The sequence below is a fragment of the Alistipes intestinihominis genome, from assembly GCF_040095975.1.
Lineage (GTDB): Bacteria > Bacteroidota > Bacteroidia > Bacteroidales > Rikenellaceae > Alistipes > Alistipes senegalensis.
The window spans coordinates 173958-189905 of sequence record NZ_JBBMFL010000005.1 but is presented as its reverse complement, the minus strand read 5'-3'; the positions used below and the strand labels follow the sequence as shown (position 1 = coordinate 189905).

The following is a 15948-nucleotide window of genomic DNA, read 5'->3' as shown; positions in this document are numbered from 1 at the left end:
CAAAATTCCGGGTGAAGTGCTCTTATAATTCCGGCAAAACGCCGAAGTTATCCACAGATTGTGGCATCTGAGTTCCGCATTATCGTTCGGAGCGGAAAAGGAGCGGCGGCGGCATCGAGCGCCCGGAACGGGAAAGAGTAAAGGTCCGATCTTACTCTGCCCGTTCAGCGAAATGCCGGCGGCGATCCCGCGGAGAACGACATGCGGAGGGTTTTGGTACTTTTGCCCTCAAAAGTACGGAAAGGAAAATTTATGTATAAGAAAGGTATATATAGGATTCTCACGAACGAGCCGCTGACCGACGCGGTGTGGCGGATGACGCTCGCCGGCGACACGCAGTGGATCACGGCGCCCGGGCAGTTCGTCAACATCGCGCTGGAGGGCCGGTATTTGCGCCGTCCCATCTCGGTCTGCGATTTCGACGAACGTTCGATCACGCTGATCTACAAGGTCGTGGGCGGAGGCACCGAACAGATGAGCCGGATGCGGGCGGGCGGGGAGCTCGACCTGTTGACGGGTCTGGGCAACGGCTTCTCGACGAAGAACGACGCCCGGCGGCCTCTGTTGGTCGGGGGCGGCGTGGGCGTGCCGCCGCTCTACAACCTGGCGAAGCGGCTCTTGGCCGAAGGCAAACCGGTGCAGGTGGTGCTGGGCTTCAACACTGCCGCGGAGGTCTTCTACGAGGAGGAGTTTTGCGCGCTGGGATGCGAGGTCACCGTCTCGACGGTCGATGGTTCGCGGGGTGTCGAAGGGTTCGTCACCACGGCCATCGCCGAACGGGGGCTGGATTTCGATTACTTTTACGCCTGCGGCCCGCTGCCGATGCTCCATGCGCTGTACAGCGCCACGGAGTGCGACGGGCAGCTGTCGTTCGAGGAGCGCATGGGGTGCGGATTCGGCGCCTGCATGGGCTGTTCGTGCAAAACCAAATACGGCAACAAGCGCATCTGCAAGGAGGGGCCGGTATTGGAGAAAGGAGAGATCATATGGTAGACACATCGGTTGAACTGTGCGGCCTCGGGCTGGACAATCCGGTCGTTCCGGCCAGCGGGACTTTCGGCTACGGCAACGAATTCCGGGAGTTCTACGACATCAACGTCCTCGGATCGTTCTCGTTCAAAGGCACCACGCGGGAGCCGCGCTTCGGCAACCCCACGCCCCGTATCGCCGAGTGCGAAGCCGGGATGATCAACGCCGTGGGGTTGCAGAACCCCGGTATCGACGCCGTGATCCGCGAGGAGCTGCCGCGGCTGAAAACCTTTTTCCGGAAACCCGTCATCGCCAATATCTCGGGATTCTCGGTCGAGGAGTACGCCTACTGCTGCGAGCGGATCGACAAGCAGGAGCAGGTCGGACTGATCGAGGTCAACGTCTCGTGCCCCAATGTGCGGCACGGCGGCATGTCGTTCGGCACCTGCCCGGATGCCGCCGCCGAGGTGACGCGCGCCGTGAAGGCGGTGACGACGAAGCCCGTGTTCATCAAACTTTCGCCCAATGTCACGGACATCGTTTCGATCGCCCGGGCGTGCGAGGAGGCGGGGGCCGACGGCATCTGCCTGATAAACACCCTGCTGGGCATGCGCATTGACATTGCCCGCCGCCGTCCGGTCATCGCCAATACGATGGGCGGATTCTCGGGCGCCGCGGTCTTCCCCGTGGCCGTGCGGATGGTTTATCAGGTCGCCAAAGCGTGCCGGATTCCCGTCATGGGATGCGGCGGCGTCACGACGGCCCGCGACGTGATCGAGATGATGATGGCCGGGGCCACGGCCGTGCAGGTCGGGGCCGCCAATCTGGTGAATCCCTACGCTTCGAAAGAGATCGTCGAGGCCCTGCCCGGCGAGATGGAGCGGCTGGGTATTGAAAAATTGTCAGATATAATCGGCATTGTATGATCGCATGGCATCTTCGGCACTTCCCTCGCCGGCTTCGGCAGTCGCATACGTCGAGTATGCTCCTGCTTTGCCGGCTTCACGAAGCCCCGAACCTGCCATACGCTGATACGATGCAGAATTAAGAAAAATATGCAACGCGATGTAATCATAGCCTGCGACTTCAAGTCGGCAGAGGACACTTTCCGCTTCCTCGACCTTTTCAAAGACGAGGAACGCAAACCTTTTTTGAAGATCGGCATGGAGCTCTTCTACGCCGAGGGACCCTCGATCGTGCGCGAGATCAAACGCCGGGGACACAAGATCTTCCTCGATCTGAAGCTCCACGACATTCCCAACACCGTCAAGAAGGCGATGGCCGTGCTGTCGCGGCTGGACGTGGACATGTGCAACGTCCATGCGGCGGGTACGATCGAGATGATGAAGGCCGCCCTCGAAGGGCTCACCCGTGCCGACGGCACGCGGCCGCTGCTGATCGCTGTGACGCAGCTGACCTCGACGAGCGAGGAGCGCATGCGCCGCGAGTTGCTGATCGACGCTTCGATCAACGACACGATCGTGAAATATGCGCAGAACACCCGCGAAGCCGGGCTGGACGGCGTGGTCTGCTCGCCGCTGGAGGCCGGCATGGTGCACGAGGCGTGCGGCGCAGGGTTCCTCACGATCACGCCCGGCGTGCGATTTGCAGACGGGGACGTAGCGGACCAGGTGCGCGTCACGACCCCTGCCCGTGCCCGGGAGATCGGCTCCGACTTCATCGTCGTGGGACGCCCGATCACGGCTGCGGAGGACCCCGTGGCGGCTTACCGCCGGTGCGTGGCCGAGTTCGTCGGATAACGGACAAAACTTATAGGAACGAGGAGAATATGAAACCTGTAAAACTTTTCTACCTGCGCATGTGCCCCTTCTGCAAGAAGGCGTTGCGCTATATCGAAGAGGCGAAGGCCGCCCACCCGGAGCTGGCCGCCGTGGAGATCGAGATGATCGAAGAGTCGGAGCGGCCCGACGTGGCCGACGCGTTCGACTACTACTATGTGCCGACGTTCTATGTGGACGGCGTGAAGGTCCACGAGGGCGGCATCTATCCCGAGGAGGTGGAGAAGATTTTGCGGCGGGCCCTCGAATAACCCGAAAAACGGAAAACACGATAAAAATGGAGAAATCAATCGCAAAAGACTTGCTGTCGATCGGCGCGGTGTTCCTGCGCCCCGAACAGCCTTTTACCTGGGCGAGCGGTATCAAAAGCCCGATCTACTGCGACAACCGGCTGACGCTCACGGCCCCCGTCGTCCGCGGACACGTCGAGGCGGGGCTGGCCGAGATCGTCCGCACGAAATTCCCCGAAGCCGAGGTGCTGATGGGGACCTCGACGGCCGGCATCGCCCATGCGGCCATCACGGCCACGATCCTCGACCTGCCGATGGGCTACGTGCGCTCGGGGTCGAAAGACCACGGACGCGGCAACCAGATCGAGGGCAAATTGGAAAAGGGTCAGAAGGTCGTGGTGATCGAGGACCTCATCTCGACGGGCGGTTCGTGCATCGAGGTGGTGAACGCCCTGCGCGAGGCGGGCGCCGAGGTGCTGGGCGTGGCTTCGATCTTCACCTACGGGATGAAGAAGGGCCTCGACCGCATGAAGGAGGCGAACGTCGTGAATTACAGCCTTTCGAACCTCGACGCACTCGTGGAGGTGGCCGCCGAGGAGGGGTATATCGAACCCGGGGACAAGGCGCGGCTGCTGAAATTCCGCGATAATCCGTCGGACGAGAGCTGGATGAATAAATAATCCGGATTATGAGACATTTGATTGATCCTACCGACCTCACGGTCCGGGAGACCGAGCAGATCGTAGCCCTGGCGGAGGACATCATCGCCAACCGCGCCAAGTACAGCGAGTCGTGCAAGGGCAAGAAGCTGGCCACGCTGTTCTACGAACCTTCGACCCGCACGCGGCTGAGTTTCACGGCGGCGATGCTCGAACTGGGCGGGCAGGTCATCGGCTTCTCCGACGCCAACTCCTCGTCGGTCTCCAAGGGCGAGACCGTGGCCGACACCGTGCGCGTGATCCGCTGTTTCGCGGACATCATCGCCATGCGCCACTTCAAGGAGGGGGCGCCGCTCGTGGCTTCGCAGTATGCGGGCGTTCCGGTCATCAACGCCGGCGACGGCAGCCATTCGCACCCGACGCAGACCCTCACGGACCTGCTGACGATCAAGCGCGAGAAGGGGCGTTTCGACAACATGACCATCGGCTTCTGCGGCGACCTGAAATTCGGCCGCACGGTGCATTCGCTCATCAAGGCCCTGTCGCGTTATTCGGGGATCAAGGTGATCCTCATCTCGCCCGAGGAGCTGCGCCTTCCGGACTACATGCTGCACGAGATGAGCGCCAATTCGAAACTCGAATTCCGCGAGGTGCGCACGATGGAGGAGGTGATGCCCGAGCTGGACATCCTCTACATGACGCGCGTGCAGAAGGAGCGTTTCCTCGACGAGGAGGAGTTCGACCGCGTGAAGAACAGCTTCGTGCTCGATCCCGGCAAGCTGACGACGGCCAAGAAGGATATGATCATCCTCCACCCGCTGCCGCGCGTCAACGAGATCACGCGGGCCGTGGACAACGATCCCCGCGCGGCCTATTTCCGGCAGGTCGAGAACGGCAAGTTCGTGCGCATGGCACTGATCTACACGCTGCTGCGCTGGGCCGACGAGAACAAGCCCTTCGAGCGGACCCCGGTTTTCGGCGAGGAGTACATCGTGAACGAGTACGAGTGCACGAACCGCCGCTGCATATCCGCCACGGAGGATGTGGACCGGCTTTTCCGCCGCCAGTCCGACGGGACCTGCCGCTGCGCCTACTGCGAGGCGAAGGCCCGGCAGGAGTGATGCCGCGAATGTGGATAAATTGTCGATAGAATCTGTCCGGGAATTTTGAAAGTCCGCCGGAAAGCGTTACTTTTGTAACGTTGTTTTAACGACAGTTTAGGTTAATTCCGATGATTCCCATTTGCAATATCGACCAGCGCGAACGAAAGAAACGACAGGGGCAGGCCGCTGTCTTCCATTCGTCGGCGTGTCGGCAAATGCAGCCCGCACACTCCCCGAAGCGGCAGATGCCTGCTCGTGGACTGCTCGGATAGATACAAGACCGCCACGGCAGGAATGTCGTGGCGGTTTCCCGTCTAAGAGCCGCCCGCCTAAGAGGCGGGTTTTAGGGGCGATGGTCGGCGTAGGCGTTTGGGGACCGGCTCTTCGCTCCCGTCCGTTTGAGGCGGGTTTTGAACGATATGAATTAAAACGAATTTATATGAAAGTAGGCGTGATTATGGGCTCTGTGAGCGATTACGAGGTGATGTCCGAGGCGGTTTCGACGCTCGAAGCATTCGGCGTGGATTTCGAGAAACGGGTGGTCAGCGCCCACCGTACGCCCGATCTGCTGTGCGAATACGCCAAGACGGCCCGCGAACGCGGCATCGGCGTGATCATCGCCGGGGCCGGAGGCGCCGCGCACCTGCCGGGCATGGTGGCCTCGATGACCCCGCTGCCCGTGGTGGGCGTTCCCGTGAAGTCGCGGGCCCTGAACGGACTGGACTCGCTGCTGTCGATCGTGCAGATGCCCGCAGGCGTTCCCGTGGCCACGACGGCCATCAACGGGGCGAAGAACGCCGCGCTGATCGCCGTGTCGATCCTCGCGTTGCAGGATGCCGGGCTGGCCGCGAAACTCGACGCTTTCCGCGCCAAACAGACCGCCGACGTACTCAAAGCCGAGTTGTAATGAAGACGGTGGGCATTATCGGGGGCGGCCAGCTGGGGCTGATGATCGCGGAGCAGGCGCGGGAGTTGGGCGTGCGCACCATAAGCCTCGACCCGGCGCCGGACGCTCCGGCGTTCAGGGTCTGCGACGATCATATCGTGGCGGCCTACGACGATGCCGCGGCGCTCGAGGAGCTGTGCCGCCGCAGCGACGCGGTGACTTACGAATTCGAGAACGTGCCGGGAGAGATTCTGATCCCGCTGTGCGAGAAATACAACATCCCGCAGGGTTACAAACCCCTGTACGATTCGCAGGACCGCCTGCGCGAGAAGACCAACGCCCGCGACCACGGGCTTCGCACGCCCGGTTTCGCCGCCGTGGACGACGAAGCGTCGCTGCGGGCCGCCGTGAAGGAACTGGGATTGCCCGCCGTGCTGAAAACCCGCACGCTGGGGTACGACGGACACGGACAGCTGGTGCTGAAGACCGAGGCCGACATCGAACGGGCCCTGCCGCTGCTGGCGGTGCCCTGCATCCTGGAGGAGTTCGTGCGTTTCGACTTTGAGGCCAGCATCGTGATGGTCGCCGATGCCGAACGGGTGGTGAGCTTTCCGGTGGGGCGCAACATCCACCGCGACGGAATCCTCGACCTCTGCATCGTGCCTGCCGAGACCGATCCGCAGGTGTTGGAACGGATGAAAGCCGAGAGCGAACGCTTCATGCGCGACTGCGGCTACCGGGGGATTCTGGCCATCGAGTATTTCATCCGGGGCGGTGAGATCTATTTCAACGAGATGGCTCCGCGGCCCCACAATTCGGGACACTACACCATCGAGGGTTCGACCACGAACCAGTTCCGCGAGCTGGTGCGTTACCTCGTCGGGGAGCCCTTGCAGGAACCGCGGCCGGTGGCGCCCACGGTGATGAAGAACATCCTCGGACAGGACCTCGGGGCGGCCGAAAAGGTCGCTGCGGAGAACCTGCCGGGCGTTTACGTGCATCTTTACGGCAAGACGGAGTGCCGGCCCAAACGCAAGATGGGCCACATCACGTTCGTCGGGATGACCGCCGGGGAGTATGAACGCGACTGGGCCGCAAGATTTGTGTAAAAAGGAATGAAAAAGATAATGAAGAATTACCGTATTTTTGTCGAGAAATTACCCCGCTTCCGGGTCGAGGCCGAGAGCCTGCGCCGCGAGCTGAACGCAAACCTGAATCTCGCATTGGGCGAAGTGCGCCTGCTGAACGTCTACGACCTGTTCGGCTTCACGCCGGAGCTGCTGGAAAAGAGCCGTTATTCGGTTTTCGGCGAGGTGGTGACCGACTCCGTAACCGATGCCTGCGACCTCGTGGGACGCAAATATATCGCCGTGGAGTATCTGCCCGGACAGTTCGACCAGCGCGCCGCGTCGGCCGTCGATTGCGTGCGGCTGATCGACCCGCAGGCGCAGGTCAACATCCGTTCGTCGAAACTGCTGCTGTTCGACGACAAGGTGACCGACGCCGAGCTGGCCAAAATCCGCCATTACTACATCAATGCCGTGGAGTCGCGCGAGAAGAACCTCGCGGTGCTGAGCGACATGGAGCAGGCCGAGGTGAAACCCGTGGAGGTGCTCGACGGTTTCCGGGAAATGACGGATTCCGATTTGGAGCCCTATTGCAAGAAGATGGGGCTGGCGATGAACGACGACGACCTGCGCGAGGTGGTGAAATACTTCCGCGCCGAGGGCCGCGATCCCTATGAAACCGAACTGCGCATCCTCGACACCTATTGGAGCGACCATTGCCGCCACACGACCTTCACGACCGAGCTGGAGGGCATCACCGTCGAGGAATCGTTCGTCAAGGAGGAGATCGAAGATTCGCTGGCGCTCTACCTGCGCATCCGCCGCGAACTGGGCCGCGAGCACAAGAGCCTTTGCCTGATGGACATGGCGACGATCGGCGCCCGCTACCTGAAGCAGAAGGGGCTGTTGGACGACATGGAGGTCTCGGAGGAGAACAACGCCTGCTCGGTCTATATCGACGTGGATGTCGATGGGCAGACCGAGAAATGGCTCCTGCAATTCAAGAACGAAACCCATAACCACCCCACGGAGATCGAACCTTTCGGCGGGGCTTCGACCTGTCTGGGCGGCGCCATCCGCGACCCGCTGTCGGGCCGCAGCTACGTCTATCAGGCGATGCGTGTGACGGGTGCCGGAAATATCTACCTGCCTGTTTCCGAGACTCTTCCGGGCAAACTGCCCCAGAGCGTCATTTCGAAGAAGGCCGCGGCCGGTTATTCGAGCTACGGCAACCAGATCGGTCTGGCCACGACCCACGTGCGGGAGATTTACCACGACGACTACGTGGCCAAGCGCCTCGAGGTGGGTGCCGTGGTGGGTGCCGTGAAGGCGGCGAACGTGCGCCGCGAGCGTCCCGCCCCGGGCGACAGGATCATCATGTTCGGCGGCCGCACGGGCCGCGACGGCATCGGCGGGGCCACGGGTTCGTCGAAGGAGCACAACGCCAAGTCGCTCGAAACGTGTGGCAGCGAGGTGCAGAAGGGCAACGCCCCCGAGGAACGCAAGCTCGAACGGCTGTTCCGCCGTCCCGAGGTGACGCGCCTCATCAAGAAATCGAACGACTTCGGCGCCGGCGGCGTCAGCGTCGCCATCGGCGAGCTGGCCGACGGACTGGACATCTACCTCGACCGCGTGAAGACCAAGTACAGCGGTCTGAACTCCACGGAACTGGCTATCAGCGAGTCGCAGGAGCGCATGTCGGTGGTCATCGAGGCCAAGGACATGGAGGAGTTCATGGGTTACTGCCGTGAGGAGAACATCGAGGCGGTGCACGTGGCCGACGTGACGGACACGGCGCGGATGCGGATGTTCAACGGCGACCGGAAGGTCGTGGACCTCAGCCGCGAATTCATCGACAGCGCCGGCGCGAAGCACTATGCCGAGGCGAAGATCGGCGAGGTCGAGAACCGCAATCCTTTCCTCCGCGAGGTGGCGGGGGAGACACTCGCCGAGCGTTTCGCCAATAATCTGAAAGACAATAACGTCCTCTCGCAGCGGGGGCTGATCGAGATGTTCGACTCGACGATCGGCCGTTCCACGGTGCTGATGCCCTTCGGCGGCCGCACGCAGCGCAGCGAGACGCAGGTCTCGGTGCAGAAGCTCCCGACCGACGGATATACCGACACGGCCAGCGTCATGGCCTTCGGTTACAACCCCTATCTGGCTTCGTGGAGCCCCTATCACGGGGCGGCTTATGCCGTCGTGGAGGCCGCCGCGAAGGTCGTGGCCGCCGGTGCGCGGTATGACCGGATGCGCTACTCCTATCAAGAGTATTTCGAGCGCATGACCAAGAATCCCGAGTCGTGGGGCAAACCGCTGAGCGCGCTGCTGGGCGCCCTGAAGATGCAGGTCGAGCTGGGGCTTCCCTCGATCGGCGGCAAGGACTCGATGTCGGGAACTTTCCAGGAGATCGACGTGCCGCCGATGCTGATGGCTTTCGGCATCACCACGGTCGATGCGCGGACGGTCATCTCGACCGACCTCAAAGGCGCCGGACACCGCATCTACCTCGTTCGCCATACGCCGCTGGAGAGCCGGATGCCCGACACGGCGCAGCTGAAGGAGAATTTCACGTTCGTCAGCGGGCAGATCGAGGCCGGAAAGATTCTCTCGGCGTGGTCCGTCGGTTTCGGCGGCGTCGGAGAGGGTCTGGCCAAGATGGCTTTCGGCAACGGCATCGGCGCCGAAGTGACGATGGACGAGGCGAAGCTCTACGAATACGCCTACGGTTCGATTCTCGTCGAGTGCGAGGGCACGTTGGAATATCCGCACGCCGAGCTGCTGGGCTTCACCGTCGCCGACGAGGCGCTGACGGTCAACGGAGTCAGAATGCCGCTCGACGAACTTTATAAGGCCAATACGGAGAAATTCGCGGCGGTCTACCCGGACAAGGGCCGGAACACCGCGACGGTGATGACCTCCGCACCCGCTCCGAAGACGTTCGTCTATCCGGGCGAGGCGGTGGAGCATCCGTTGGTCTACATTCCGGTGTTCCCCGGCACGAACTGCGACTACGACACCGCCAAGGCGTTCCGCAAGGCGGGCGCCGAGGTCGAAATGAGCGTGCTGTGCAACATCGGCGGCGACGACATCCTGCGTTCGATCGCCGAGATGAAGGAGCATATCCGCCGGGCGCATATCTTCGTGCTGAGCGGCGGCTTTTCGTCGGGCGACGAACCCGACGGAAGCGCGAAGTTCATCGTGAACGTGTTGAACAACAAGGATATTCGTGAGGAGATCCATGCGCTGATCGACCGCGGGGGCCTGATCCTGGGCATCTGCAACGGTTTCCAGGCGCTGGTGAAATCGGGACTGTTGCCCTACGGACGTTTGGGCATGGTGACCAAGGATTCGCCGACGTTGTTCCGCAACGACATCAACCGCCATATCTCGCAGATCGTCACGACGCGCGTCGCCACGACGGCGTCGCCGTGGCTCGCGGGATTCCGGCTGGGCGACCTGCATTCGATCGCCGTCAGCCACGGCGAGGGCAAGTTCGTGGTGAGCGAGGAGCTGGCCGAAGAGCTCTTCGCCAACGGGCAGGTGGCCTTCCAGTACGCCGACGCCGCGGGCAACCCGACGGCCGAGGCGCCGTTCAATCCCAACGGTTCGCAGTATGCCATCGAGGGCCTCGTCTCGCGCAACGGACAGATTCTGGGCAAGATGGGCCACACGGAGCGTTACGAACCGAATCTGTTCAAGAACATCGCCGGCGAGAAGGAACAGTCGCTGTTCGGCAACGCCGTCGCTTATTTCCGGAAAAAGTAATACAATATAAACTCAAAACACCAAACACACCATGAAACAGCTCGAAATGCTCTACGAGGGCAAGGCAAAACAGGTTTTCCGCACCGACGATCCCGATAAGATCATCATCCACTACAAGGATGCGGCTACGGCTTTCAACAACATCAAGAAGGCCACGATCGAGGGAAAGGGCGTGCTGAACAATGCCATTTCGACGATTATTTTCAAGGAGCTCCAGAAGGCGGGCGTCAAGACCCACTACGTCAAAACGATCAACGACCGCGACCAGATCTGCCGCAAGGTGACGATCATTCCGCTGGAGGTGATCGTGCGCAACGTCATCGCCGGTTCGATGGCCCAGCGCCTCGGCATCGAGGAGGGCACGCAGCCTTCGAACGTCATTTTCGACATCTGCTACAAGAAGGACGAGCTGGGCGACCCGCTGATCAACGACCATCACGCCGTGGCGCTCGGCGCCGCCACCTACGAGGAGCTGAACGAGATGTACGCCATGACGGCCAAGATCAACGAGGTGCTGAAAGGGCTGTTCCTGAAGATGAACATCAAGTTGGTGGACTTCAAGATCGAGTTCGGCAAGACGCTCGACGGCGAAATCGTGCTGGCCGACGAGGTGTCGCCCGACACCTGCCGCCTGTGGGACGCCACGACCAACGAGAAACTCGACAAGGACCGTTTCCGCCGCGATCTGGGCAAGGTCCGCGAGGCTTACGAAGAGATTCTGGCACGTCTGAAAAAAATTACCGCCTAAGATGATGGAAGTGATCCGCGACCGCGAATTGCACGAGGAGTGCGGGGTGTTCGGCATCTACGGGGTGCCGGACGCCGCGTCGCTGACTTACTACGGCCTCCACGCCCTGCAACACCGCGGGCAGGAGGGTGCCGGCATCGTTTCGGTGGATGAGAACGGCGCTTTCCGCCGCATCAAGGGCGAGGGATTGGTGACCGAGGTTTTCAACGAAGAGAAGCTGGCGACCCTGAAAGGTTCGATGGCCATCGGCCACGTGCGTTACACCACGGCCGGAGGCGGCGGCGTTGAGAACGTCCAGCCGTTCCTTTTCCGTCACAACACGGGCGATTTCGCGCTGGCGCACAACGGCAACATCGTCAATTCGGAGCTGCTGCGCCGCCACCTCGAAAACAAAGGCAGCCTGTTCCAATCGACCTCCGACAGCGAGATCCTGGCCCACCTGATCAAGAAGGAGACGCGCTACCACGACCGGCCGCGCATCTTCTCGATCATCGACGCGCTGAACATGCTCGAAGGGGCTTTCGCGTTCCTCATCATGACGGCCAACCGCATCTACGCCTGCCGCGACAAGTACGGATTGCGTCCGCTGGCGATCGGACGGCTGGGCGACGGCTGGGTGGTGTCGAGCGAGACCTGCGCCTTCGACGTGCTGGGTGCGGAGTTCGTGCGCGACGTGGAGCCGGGCGAGATCGTGACGATCGACAGGCAGGGCATCCGCAGCCGCGACTACTCGATGTACAAGCGTCACGAGATGTGTGCGATGGAGTACATCTACTTCGCCCGTCCGGACAGCGACATCGACGGCCGCAACGTCCACGCCTACCGCAAGGAGTCGGGACGCCTGCTCTACAAGGAGGCGCCCGCCGAGGCGGACATCGTGGTCGGCGTGCCCGATTCGAGCCTCAGCGCCGCGATGGGTTATGCCGAGGCGAGCGGCCTGCCCTATGAAATGGGACTTATCAAGAACAAGTATATCGGCCGCACCTTCATCCAGCCGACTCAGGAGTTGCGCGAGAAGGGTGTGCGGATGAAACTCTCGGCCGTGCGTTCGATCGTCAGGGGCAAGCGCGTGGTGCTGGTCGATGACTCGATCGTGCGCGGCACGACTTCGCGGCGCATCGTCACGATGCTCAAGGAGGCGGGAGCCACCGAGGTGCACGTGCGCATCGCCAGCCCTCCGATGATCAGCCCCTGTTTCTACGGCGTGGACACCTCGACCTATGACGAACTGATCTCGGCCCGCAAGAATCCCGAGGGCGTGTGCCGGGAGATCGGCGCCGATTCGCTGGTATTCCTCTCGCCCGCGTCGTTGCTGGAGGCCGGCGGCTGCAAGGAGCTTTGCATGGCCTGCTTCACGGGACGCTATCCCACGGCGCTGTACCAGTCGCCCGAGGAGGCCAACAAAGATGTAAAATGTTAGGGGACGCGAAGCGGTCATTGCGAGGAGGACGCAGGTCCGACGCGGCAATCTGAACCGGAGTTGTGACGTTACGGCATTTTTCCCGGATTGCCACGGCATCTGGCGATGCCTCGCAATGACGGGCCCGGAGAATGGGGATAAAAACAGGGAATTTAAATTATTTTAAACCATATATTACTATGGCTCAAAGTTATGAAAAGGCCGGCGTGAATCTCGAAGCCGGGTATGAAGTGGTGCGGCGCATCAAGAAGCACGTGGCTTCGACCTCGCGTCCGGGTGTGATGGGCAACATCGGCGCTTTCGGCGGGATGTTCGACCTCTCGGCCCTGAATGTGAAGGAGCCGGTGCTCGTAAGCGGCACCGACGGCGTGGGCACCAAGCTCAAGCTGGCCTTCGAGATGGACAAGCACGATACGATCGGCATCGACGCCGTGGCCATGTGCGTCAACGACGTGCTGGCGCAGGGCGCCGAGCCGCTGGAGTTCCTCGACTACGTGGCCGTGGGCCGCAACGAACCCCAGAAGGTCGAGGCCATCGTCGCCGGTGTCGCCGACGGCTGCCGGCAGGCCGGTTGTGCGCTGGTGGGCGGCGAGACCGCCGAGATGCCGGGCATGTACGCCGAGGGCGAGTACGACATCGCCGGATTCACGGTGGGCGTCGTGGAGAAGTCGCAGTTGATCGACGGCTCGAAGGTCAAGGCGGGCGACGTGCTCGTGGGCATCGCTTCGAGCGGCGTGCACTCCAACGGCTTCAGCCTCGTGCGCAAGATCGTCGCGGACAACTGCCTGAACCTGCGCGAATCCTATCCCGAGCTGTCGAACAAGCTGCTCGGCGAGGTGCTGCTCACGCCGACGAAAATCTACGTGAAGCAGGTGTTGGAGGTGATCCGCAACTGCGACGTGCACGGCATCAGCCACATCACGGGCGGCGGTTTCGACGAGAACATCCCCCGCATCCTGCACGAGGGGCAGGGCATCGAGATCGAGGAGGGTACGTGGGAGATTCTGCCCGTGTTCCGCTTCCTCGAAAAGTACGGCCGGGTGGCTCACCGCGAGATGTTCAACATCTTCAACATGGGTATCGGCATGGTCATCGCCCTCGATGCGGGCGAGGCGCAGAAGGCCATCGACATCCTCACGAAGCAGGGCGAGCGGGCTTCGGTCATCGGACGCGTAACCGACACCGAGGGTGTCGTCATCCGATAGCGCGATGCGGCGCCTTGCGGTTTTCGCCAGCGGCAGCGGCACCAATTTCGAAGCCATCGTCCGGGCCTGCGAACAGGGCGTACTGGATGCCGAAGTGGTGCTGATGGTCTGCGACAAGCCCGGTGCGAAGGTGGTCGAAAGGGCCGCGGAGCACGGGGTCGAGGCATTCGTATTCGCCCCGAAGGAGTACGCTTCGAAGGCCGCATACGAACGGGAGATCGTCGCACGGTTGGATGCCGCGGGCGTGGAACTGGTCTGCCTGGCGGGCTACATGCGCATCATCGGCGACGAACTGCTGGGGGCCTACGGGGGACGGATCATCAACATCCATCCGTCGCTGCTGCCGGCCTTCCGGGGGGCGCATGCCATCGAACAGGCGCTGGAATACGGCGTCAAGGTCTTCGGCGTGACGATCCATTACGTCGATTCCGAACTCGACGGCGGGCGCATCATCGCCCAGAGGGCCTTCCCCTACGAGGGCAGCGACATCGAGGAGCTGGAACCGATGATTCACGCCGTGGAATATCCGTTATACATTGAAACTATTAAAAAACTGATCGAATAATGCGAGCATTAATAAGCGTAAGCGACAAAACCGGTGTCGTGGAGTTCGCCAAGGGGCTGCGGGCCCTGGGCTGGGAGGTGATCGCCACGGGCGGCACGATGAAGCTGCTGGCCGACAGCGGCGTGGAGGTGATCAACATCAGCGACGTTACGGGATTTCCCGAGATCTGCGACGGCCGTGTGAAGACCCTGCACCCGAACGTGCACGGCGGCCTGCTGGCCCGCCGCGACGACCCGGAGCACCTGAAAGCCTTGAAAGACAATCATATCGAGTTCATCGACATGGTCTGCGTGAACCTCTATCCGTTCCGTCAGACGATCGAGAAGCCCGGCGTGAAGATGGAGGACGCCATCGAGAACATTGACATCGGCGGTCCTTCGATGCTGCGTTCGGCGGCCAAGAACTGGGCCGACGTGACGGTCGTGTGCGACCCCGCGGACTATGCGCAGATCCTCGCCGAGATCGGGGCCGGCGGCAACACCGAAAAGGCCACGCGCCTGAAACTCTCGGCGAAAGCCTACACGCACACCGCCGAATATGATGCGATGATCGCCACCTACATGCGCGCTCAGGCGGGTCTGAATGAAAAGCTGTTCCTCGAGTTCGACCTCGTGCAGTCGCTGCGCTACGGTGAGAACCCCCACCAGTCGGCCAAGTTCTACCGCGAGGAGAAGGAGGTGTCCTACTCGCTGGCGTTCGCCAAACAGCTCAACGGCAAGGAGCTGTCGTACAACAATATTCAGGACGCCAACGCCGCGCTGTGCATCGTGCGCGAGTTCGACGAGCCGTTCTGCGTGGGTCTGAAACACATGAATCCCTGCGGCGCGGCTACGGGCAAGGATGTCGTGGAGGCGTGGACCAAGGCTTACGAGGCCGACAAGGTGTCGATCTTCGGCGGTATCGTGGCCACGAACCGCACGGTGACGAAGGAGGCCGCCGAGCTGATGAAGCCGATCTTCCTCGAAATCATCATGGCCCCGAAATTCGACGAAGGCGCTCTCGAAGTGCTTACGACGAAAAAGAACCTGCGTCTGCTCGAAGTCAACATGGAGAAGGGCGCCGTCGATCCCAAACAGTATGTGAGCGTCAACGGCGGTCTGCTGGTGCAGGACCTCGACGTGGCGACGAAGGCCGTGACGGCGGATATGTGCGTGACGAAGGCGAAGCCCGCCCCGGAGCAGATGGCGGACCTGAATTTCGGCTGGCACATCGTCAAGCACGTGAAGTCGAACGCCATCGTGGCGGTGAAGGACGGCCGGACGCTGGGCGTCGGCGCCGGGCAGATGAACCGCATCGGCTCTGCGGAGATCGCCCTGAAACAGGCGCATGCCGCAGGCGTCACCGAGGGTCTGGTGCTGGCATCGGACGGTTTCTTCCCCTTCGACGACTGCGTGACGCTGGCCGCCGAATACGGCGTGACGGCGATCGTGCAGCCCGGCGGATCGGTCCGCGACGAGGATTCGATCCGCAAGGCCGACGAGAAAGGCATTGCGATGGTATTCACCGGTGAACGTCACTTCAAACATTAG

Annotated in this window: 14 protein-coding genes; all 14 read left to right on the top strand. The window is 61.8% G+C overall.

Annotated features, from left to right (window positions below):
- Positions 1–252: 252 nt before the first annotated feature.
- A complete protein-coding gene (locus WMO46_RS06365; RefSeq protein ID WP_302588270.1) occupies positions 253–993 on the top strand; it encodes a dihydroorotate dehydrogenase electron transfer subunit in 741 nt (246 codons plus the stop codon).
- Positions 987–1895, top strand: coding sequence for a dihydroorotate dehydrogenase (locus WMO46_RS06360; RefSeq protein ID WP_349094024.1), 909 nt, complete (start codon positions 987–989; stop codon positions 1893–1895). The genes WMO46_RS06365 and WMO46_RS06360 overlap by 7 nt, the downstream gene beginning before the upstream one ends.
- A 129-nt stretch (positions 1896–2024) precedes the next feature.
- The gene (gene pyrF, locus WMO46_RS06355) at positions 2025–2729 is read left to right on the top strand and encodes an orotidine-5'-phosphate decarboxylase (protein ID WP_129650562.1); all 705 of its coding nucleotides are present in this window, start codon (positions 2025–2027) and stop codon (positions 2727–2729) included.
- A 29-nt stretch (positions 2730–2758) separates the two neighbouring features.
- Positions 2759–3019, top strand: a complete 261-nt coding sequence (locus WMO46_RS06350) for a glutaredoxin domain-containing protein (protein ID WP_349094023.1) — start codon at positions 2759–2761, stop codon at positions 3017–3019.
- Positions 3020–3045: 26 nt separating this feature from the next.
- Positions 3046–3678 carry an orotate phosphoribosyltransferase gene (gene pyrE / locus WMO46_RS06345; protein ID WP_026076311.1) on the top strand — a complete coding sequence of 211 codons (633 nt, stop codon included), beginning with the start codon at positions 3046–3048 and terminating at the stop codon, positions 3676–3678.
- Between the two features lie 8 nt (positions 3679–3686).
- Positions 3687–4778 (top strand): aspartate carbamoyltransferase, encoded by a 1092-nt coding sequence (gene pyrB, locus WMO46_RS06340; RefSeq protein ID WP_026076312.1) that lies wholly within the window; start codon positions 3687–3689, stop codon positions 4776–4778.
- Positions 4779–5199: 421 nt separating this feature from the next.
- Positions 5200–5667, top strand: a complete 468-nt coding sequence (gene purE, locus WMO46_RS06335; protein ID WP_010263014.1) for a 5-(carboxyamino)imidazole ribonucleotide mutase — start codon at positions 5200–5202, stop codon at positions 5665–5667.
- On the top strand, positions 5667–6755 hold the full coding sequence (purK, locus tag WMO46_RS06330; RefSeq protein WP_019149628.1) for a 5-(carboxyamino)imidazole ribonucleotide synthase: 1089 nt from the start codon (positions 5667–5669) through the stop codon (positions 6753–6755). Before purE ends, purK begins: the two co-directional genes overlap by 1 nt.
- A gap of 18 nt (positions 6756–6773) precedes the next feature.
- Positions 6774–10481, top strand: coding sequence for a phosphoribosylformylglycinamidine synthase (locus tag WMO46_RS06325; RefSeq protein ID WP_349094039.1), 3708 nt, complete (start codon positions 6774–6776; stop codon positions 10479–10481).
- Between the two features lie 31 nt (positions 10482–10512).
- Complete coding sequence (gene purC, locus WMO46_RS06320; protein ID WP_349094022.1) at positions 10513–11229, top strand: phosphoribosylaminoimidazolesuccinocarboxamide synthase; 717 nt, start codon at positions 10513–10515, stop codon at positions 11227–11229.
- Position 11230: 1 nt separating this feature from the next.
- Positions 11231–12649, top strand: a complete 1419-nt coding sequence (gene purF, locus WMO46_RS06315; protein ID WP_019149631.1) for an amidophosphoribosyltransferase — start codon at positions 11231–11233, stop codon at positions 12647–12649.
- 179 nt (positions 12650–12828) lie between these two features.
- The gene (purM, locus tag WMO46_RS06310) at positions 12829–13854 is read left to right on the top strand and encodes a phosphoribosylformylglycinamidine cyclo-ligase (protein ID WP_019149632.1); all 1026 of its coding nucleotides are present in this window, start codon (positions 12829–12831) and stop codon (positions 13852–13854) included.
- Between the two features lie 4 nt (positions 13855–13858).
- On the top strand, positions 13859–14419 hold the full coding sequence (gene purN / locus WMO46_RS06305) for a phosphoribosylglycinamide formyltransferase (RefSeq protein ID WP_019149633.1): 561 nt from the start codon (positions 13859–13861) through the stop codon (positions 14417–14419).
- Positions 14419–15948: a bifunctional phosphoribosylaminoimidazolecarboxamide formyltransferase/IMP cyclohydrolase gene (purH, locus tag WMO46_RS06300; RefSeq protein WP_349094021.1), complete on the top strand. Its 1530-nt coding sequence runs from the start codon at positions 14419–14421 to the stop codon at positions 15946–15948. The genes purN and purH overlap by 1 nt, the downstream gene beginning before the upstream one ends.

Coding starts and splice junctions, on each gene's coding strand:
- WMO46_RS06365 (WP_302588270.1), top strand. CDS start 253: ATGTATAAGAAAGGTATATATAGGATTCTCACGAACGAGCCGCTGACC.
- WMO46_RS06360 (WP_349094024.1), top strand. CDS start 987: ATGGTAGACACATCGGTTGAACTGTGCGGCCTCGGGCTGGACAATCCG.
- pyrF (WP_129650562.1), top strand. CDS start 2,025: ATGCAACGCGATGTAATCATAGCCTGCGACTTCAAGTCGGCAGAGGAC.
- WMO46_RS06350 (WP_349094023.1), top strand. CDS start 2,759: ATGAAACCTGTAAAACTTTTCTACCTGCGCATGTGCCCCTTCTGCAAG.
- pyrE (WP_026076311.1), top strand. CDS start 3,046: ATGGAGAAATCAATCGCAAAAGACTTGCTGTCGATCGGCGCGGTGTTC.
- pyrB (WP_026076312.1), top strand. CDS start 3,687: ATGAGACATTTGATTGATCCTACCGACCTCACGGTCCGGGAGACCGAG.
- purE (WP_010263014.1), top strand. CDS start 5,200: ATGAAAGTAGGCGTGATTATGGGCTCTGTGAGCGATTACGAGGTGATG.
- purK (WP_019149628.1), top strand. CDS start 5,667: ATGAAGACGGTGGGCATTATCGGGGGCGGCCAGCTGGGGCTGATGATC.
- WMO46_RS06325 (WP_349094039.1), top strand. CDS start 6,774: ATGAAGAATTACCGTATTTTTGTCGAGAAATTACCCCGCTTCCGGGTC.
- purC (WP_349094022.1), top strand. CDS start 10,513: ATGAAACAGCTCGAAATGCTCTACGAGGGCAAGGCAAAACAGGTTTTC.
- purF (WP_019149631.1), top strand. CDS start 11,231: ATGATGGAAGTGATCCGCGACCGCGAATTGCACGAGGAGTGCGGGGTG.
- purM (WP_019149632.1), top strand. CDS start 12,829: ATGGCTCAAAGTTATGAAAAGGCCGGCGTGAATCTCGAAGCCGGGTAT.
- purN (WP_019149633.1), top strand. CDS start 13,859: ATGCGGCGCCTTGCGGTTTTCGCCAGCGGCAGCGGCACCAATTTCGAA.
- purH (WP_349094021.1), top strand. CDS start 14,419: ATGCGAGCATTAATAAGCGTAAGCGACAAAACCGGTGTCGTGGAGTTC.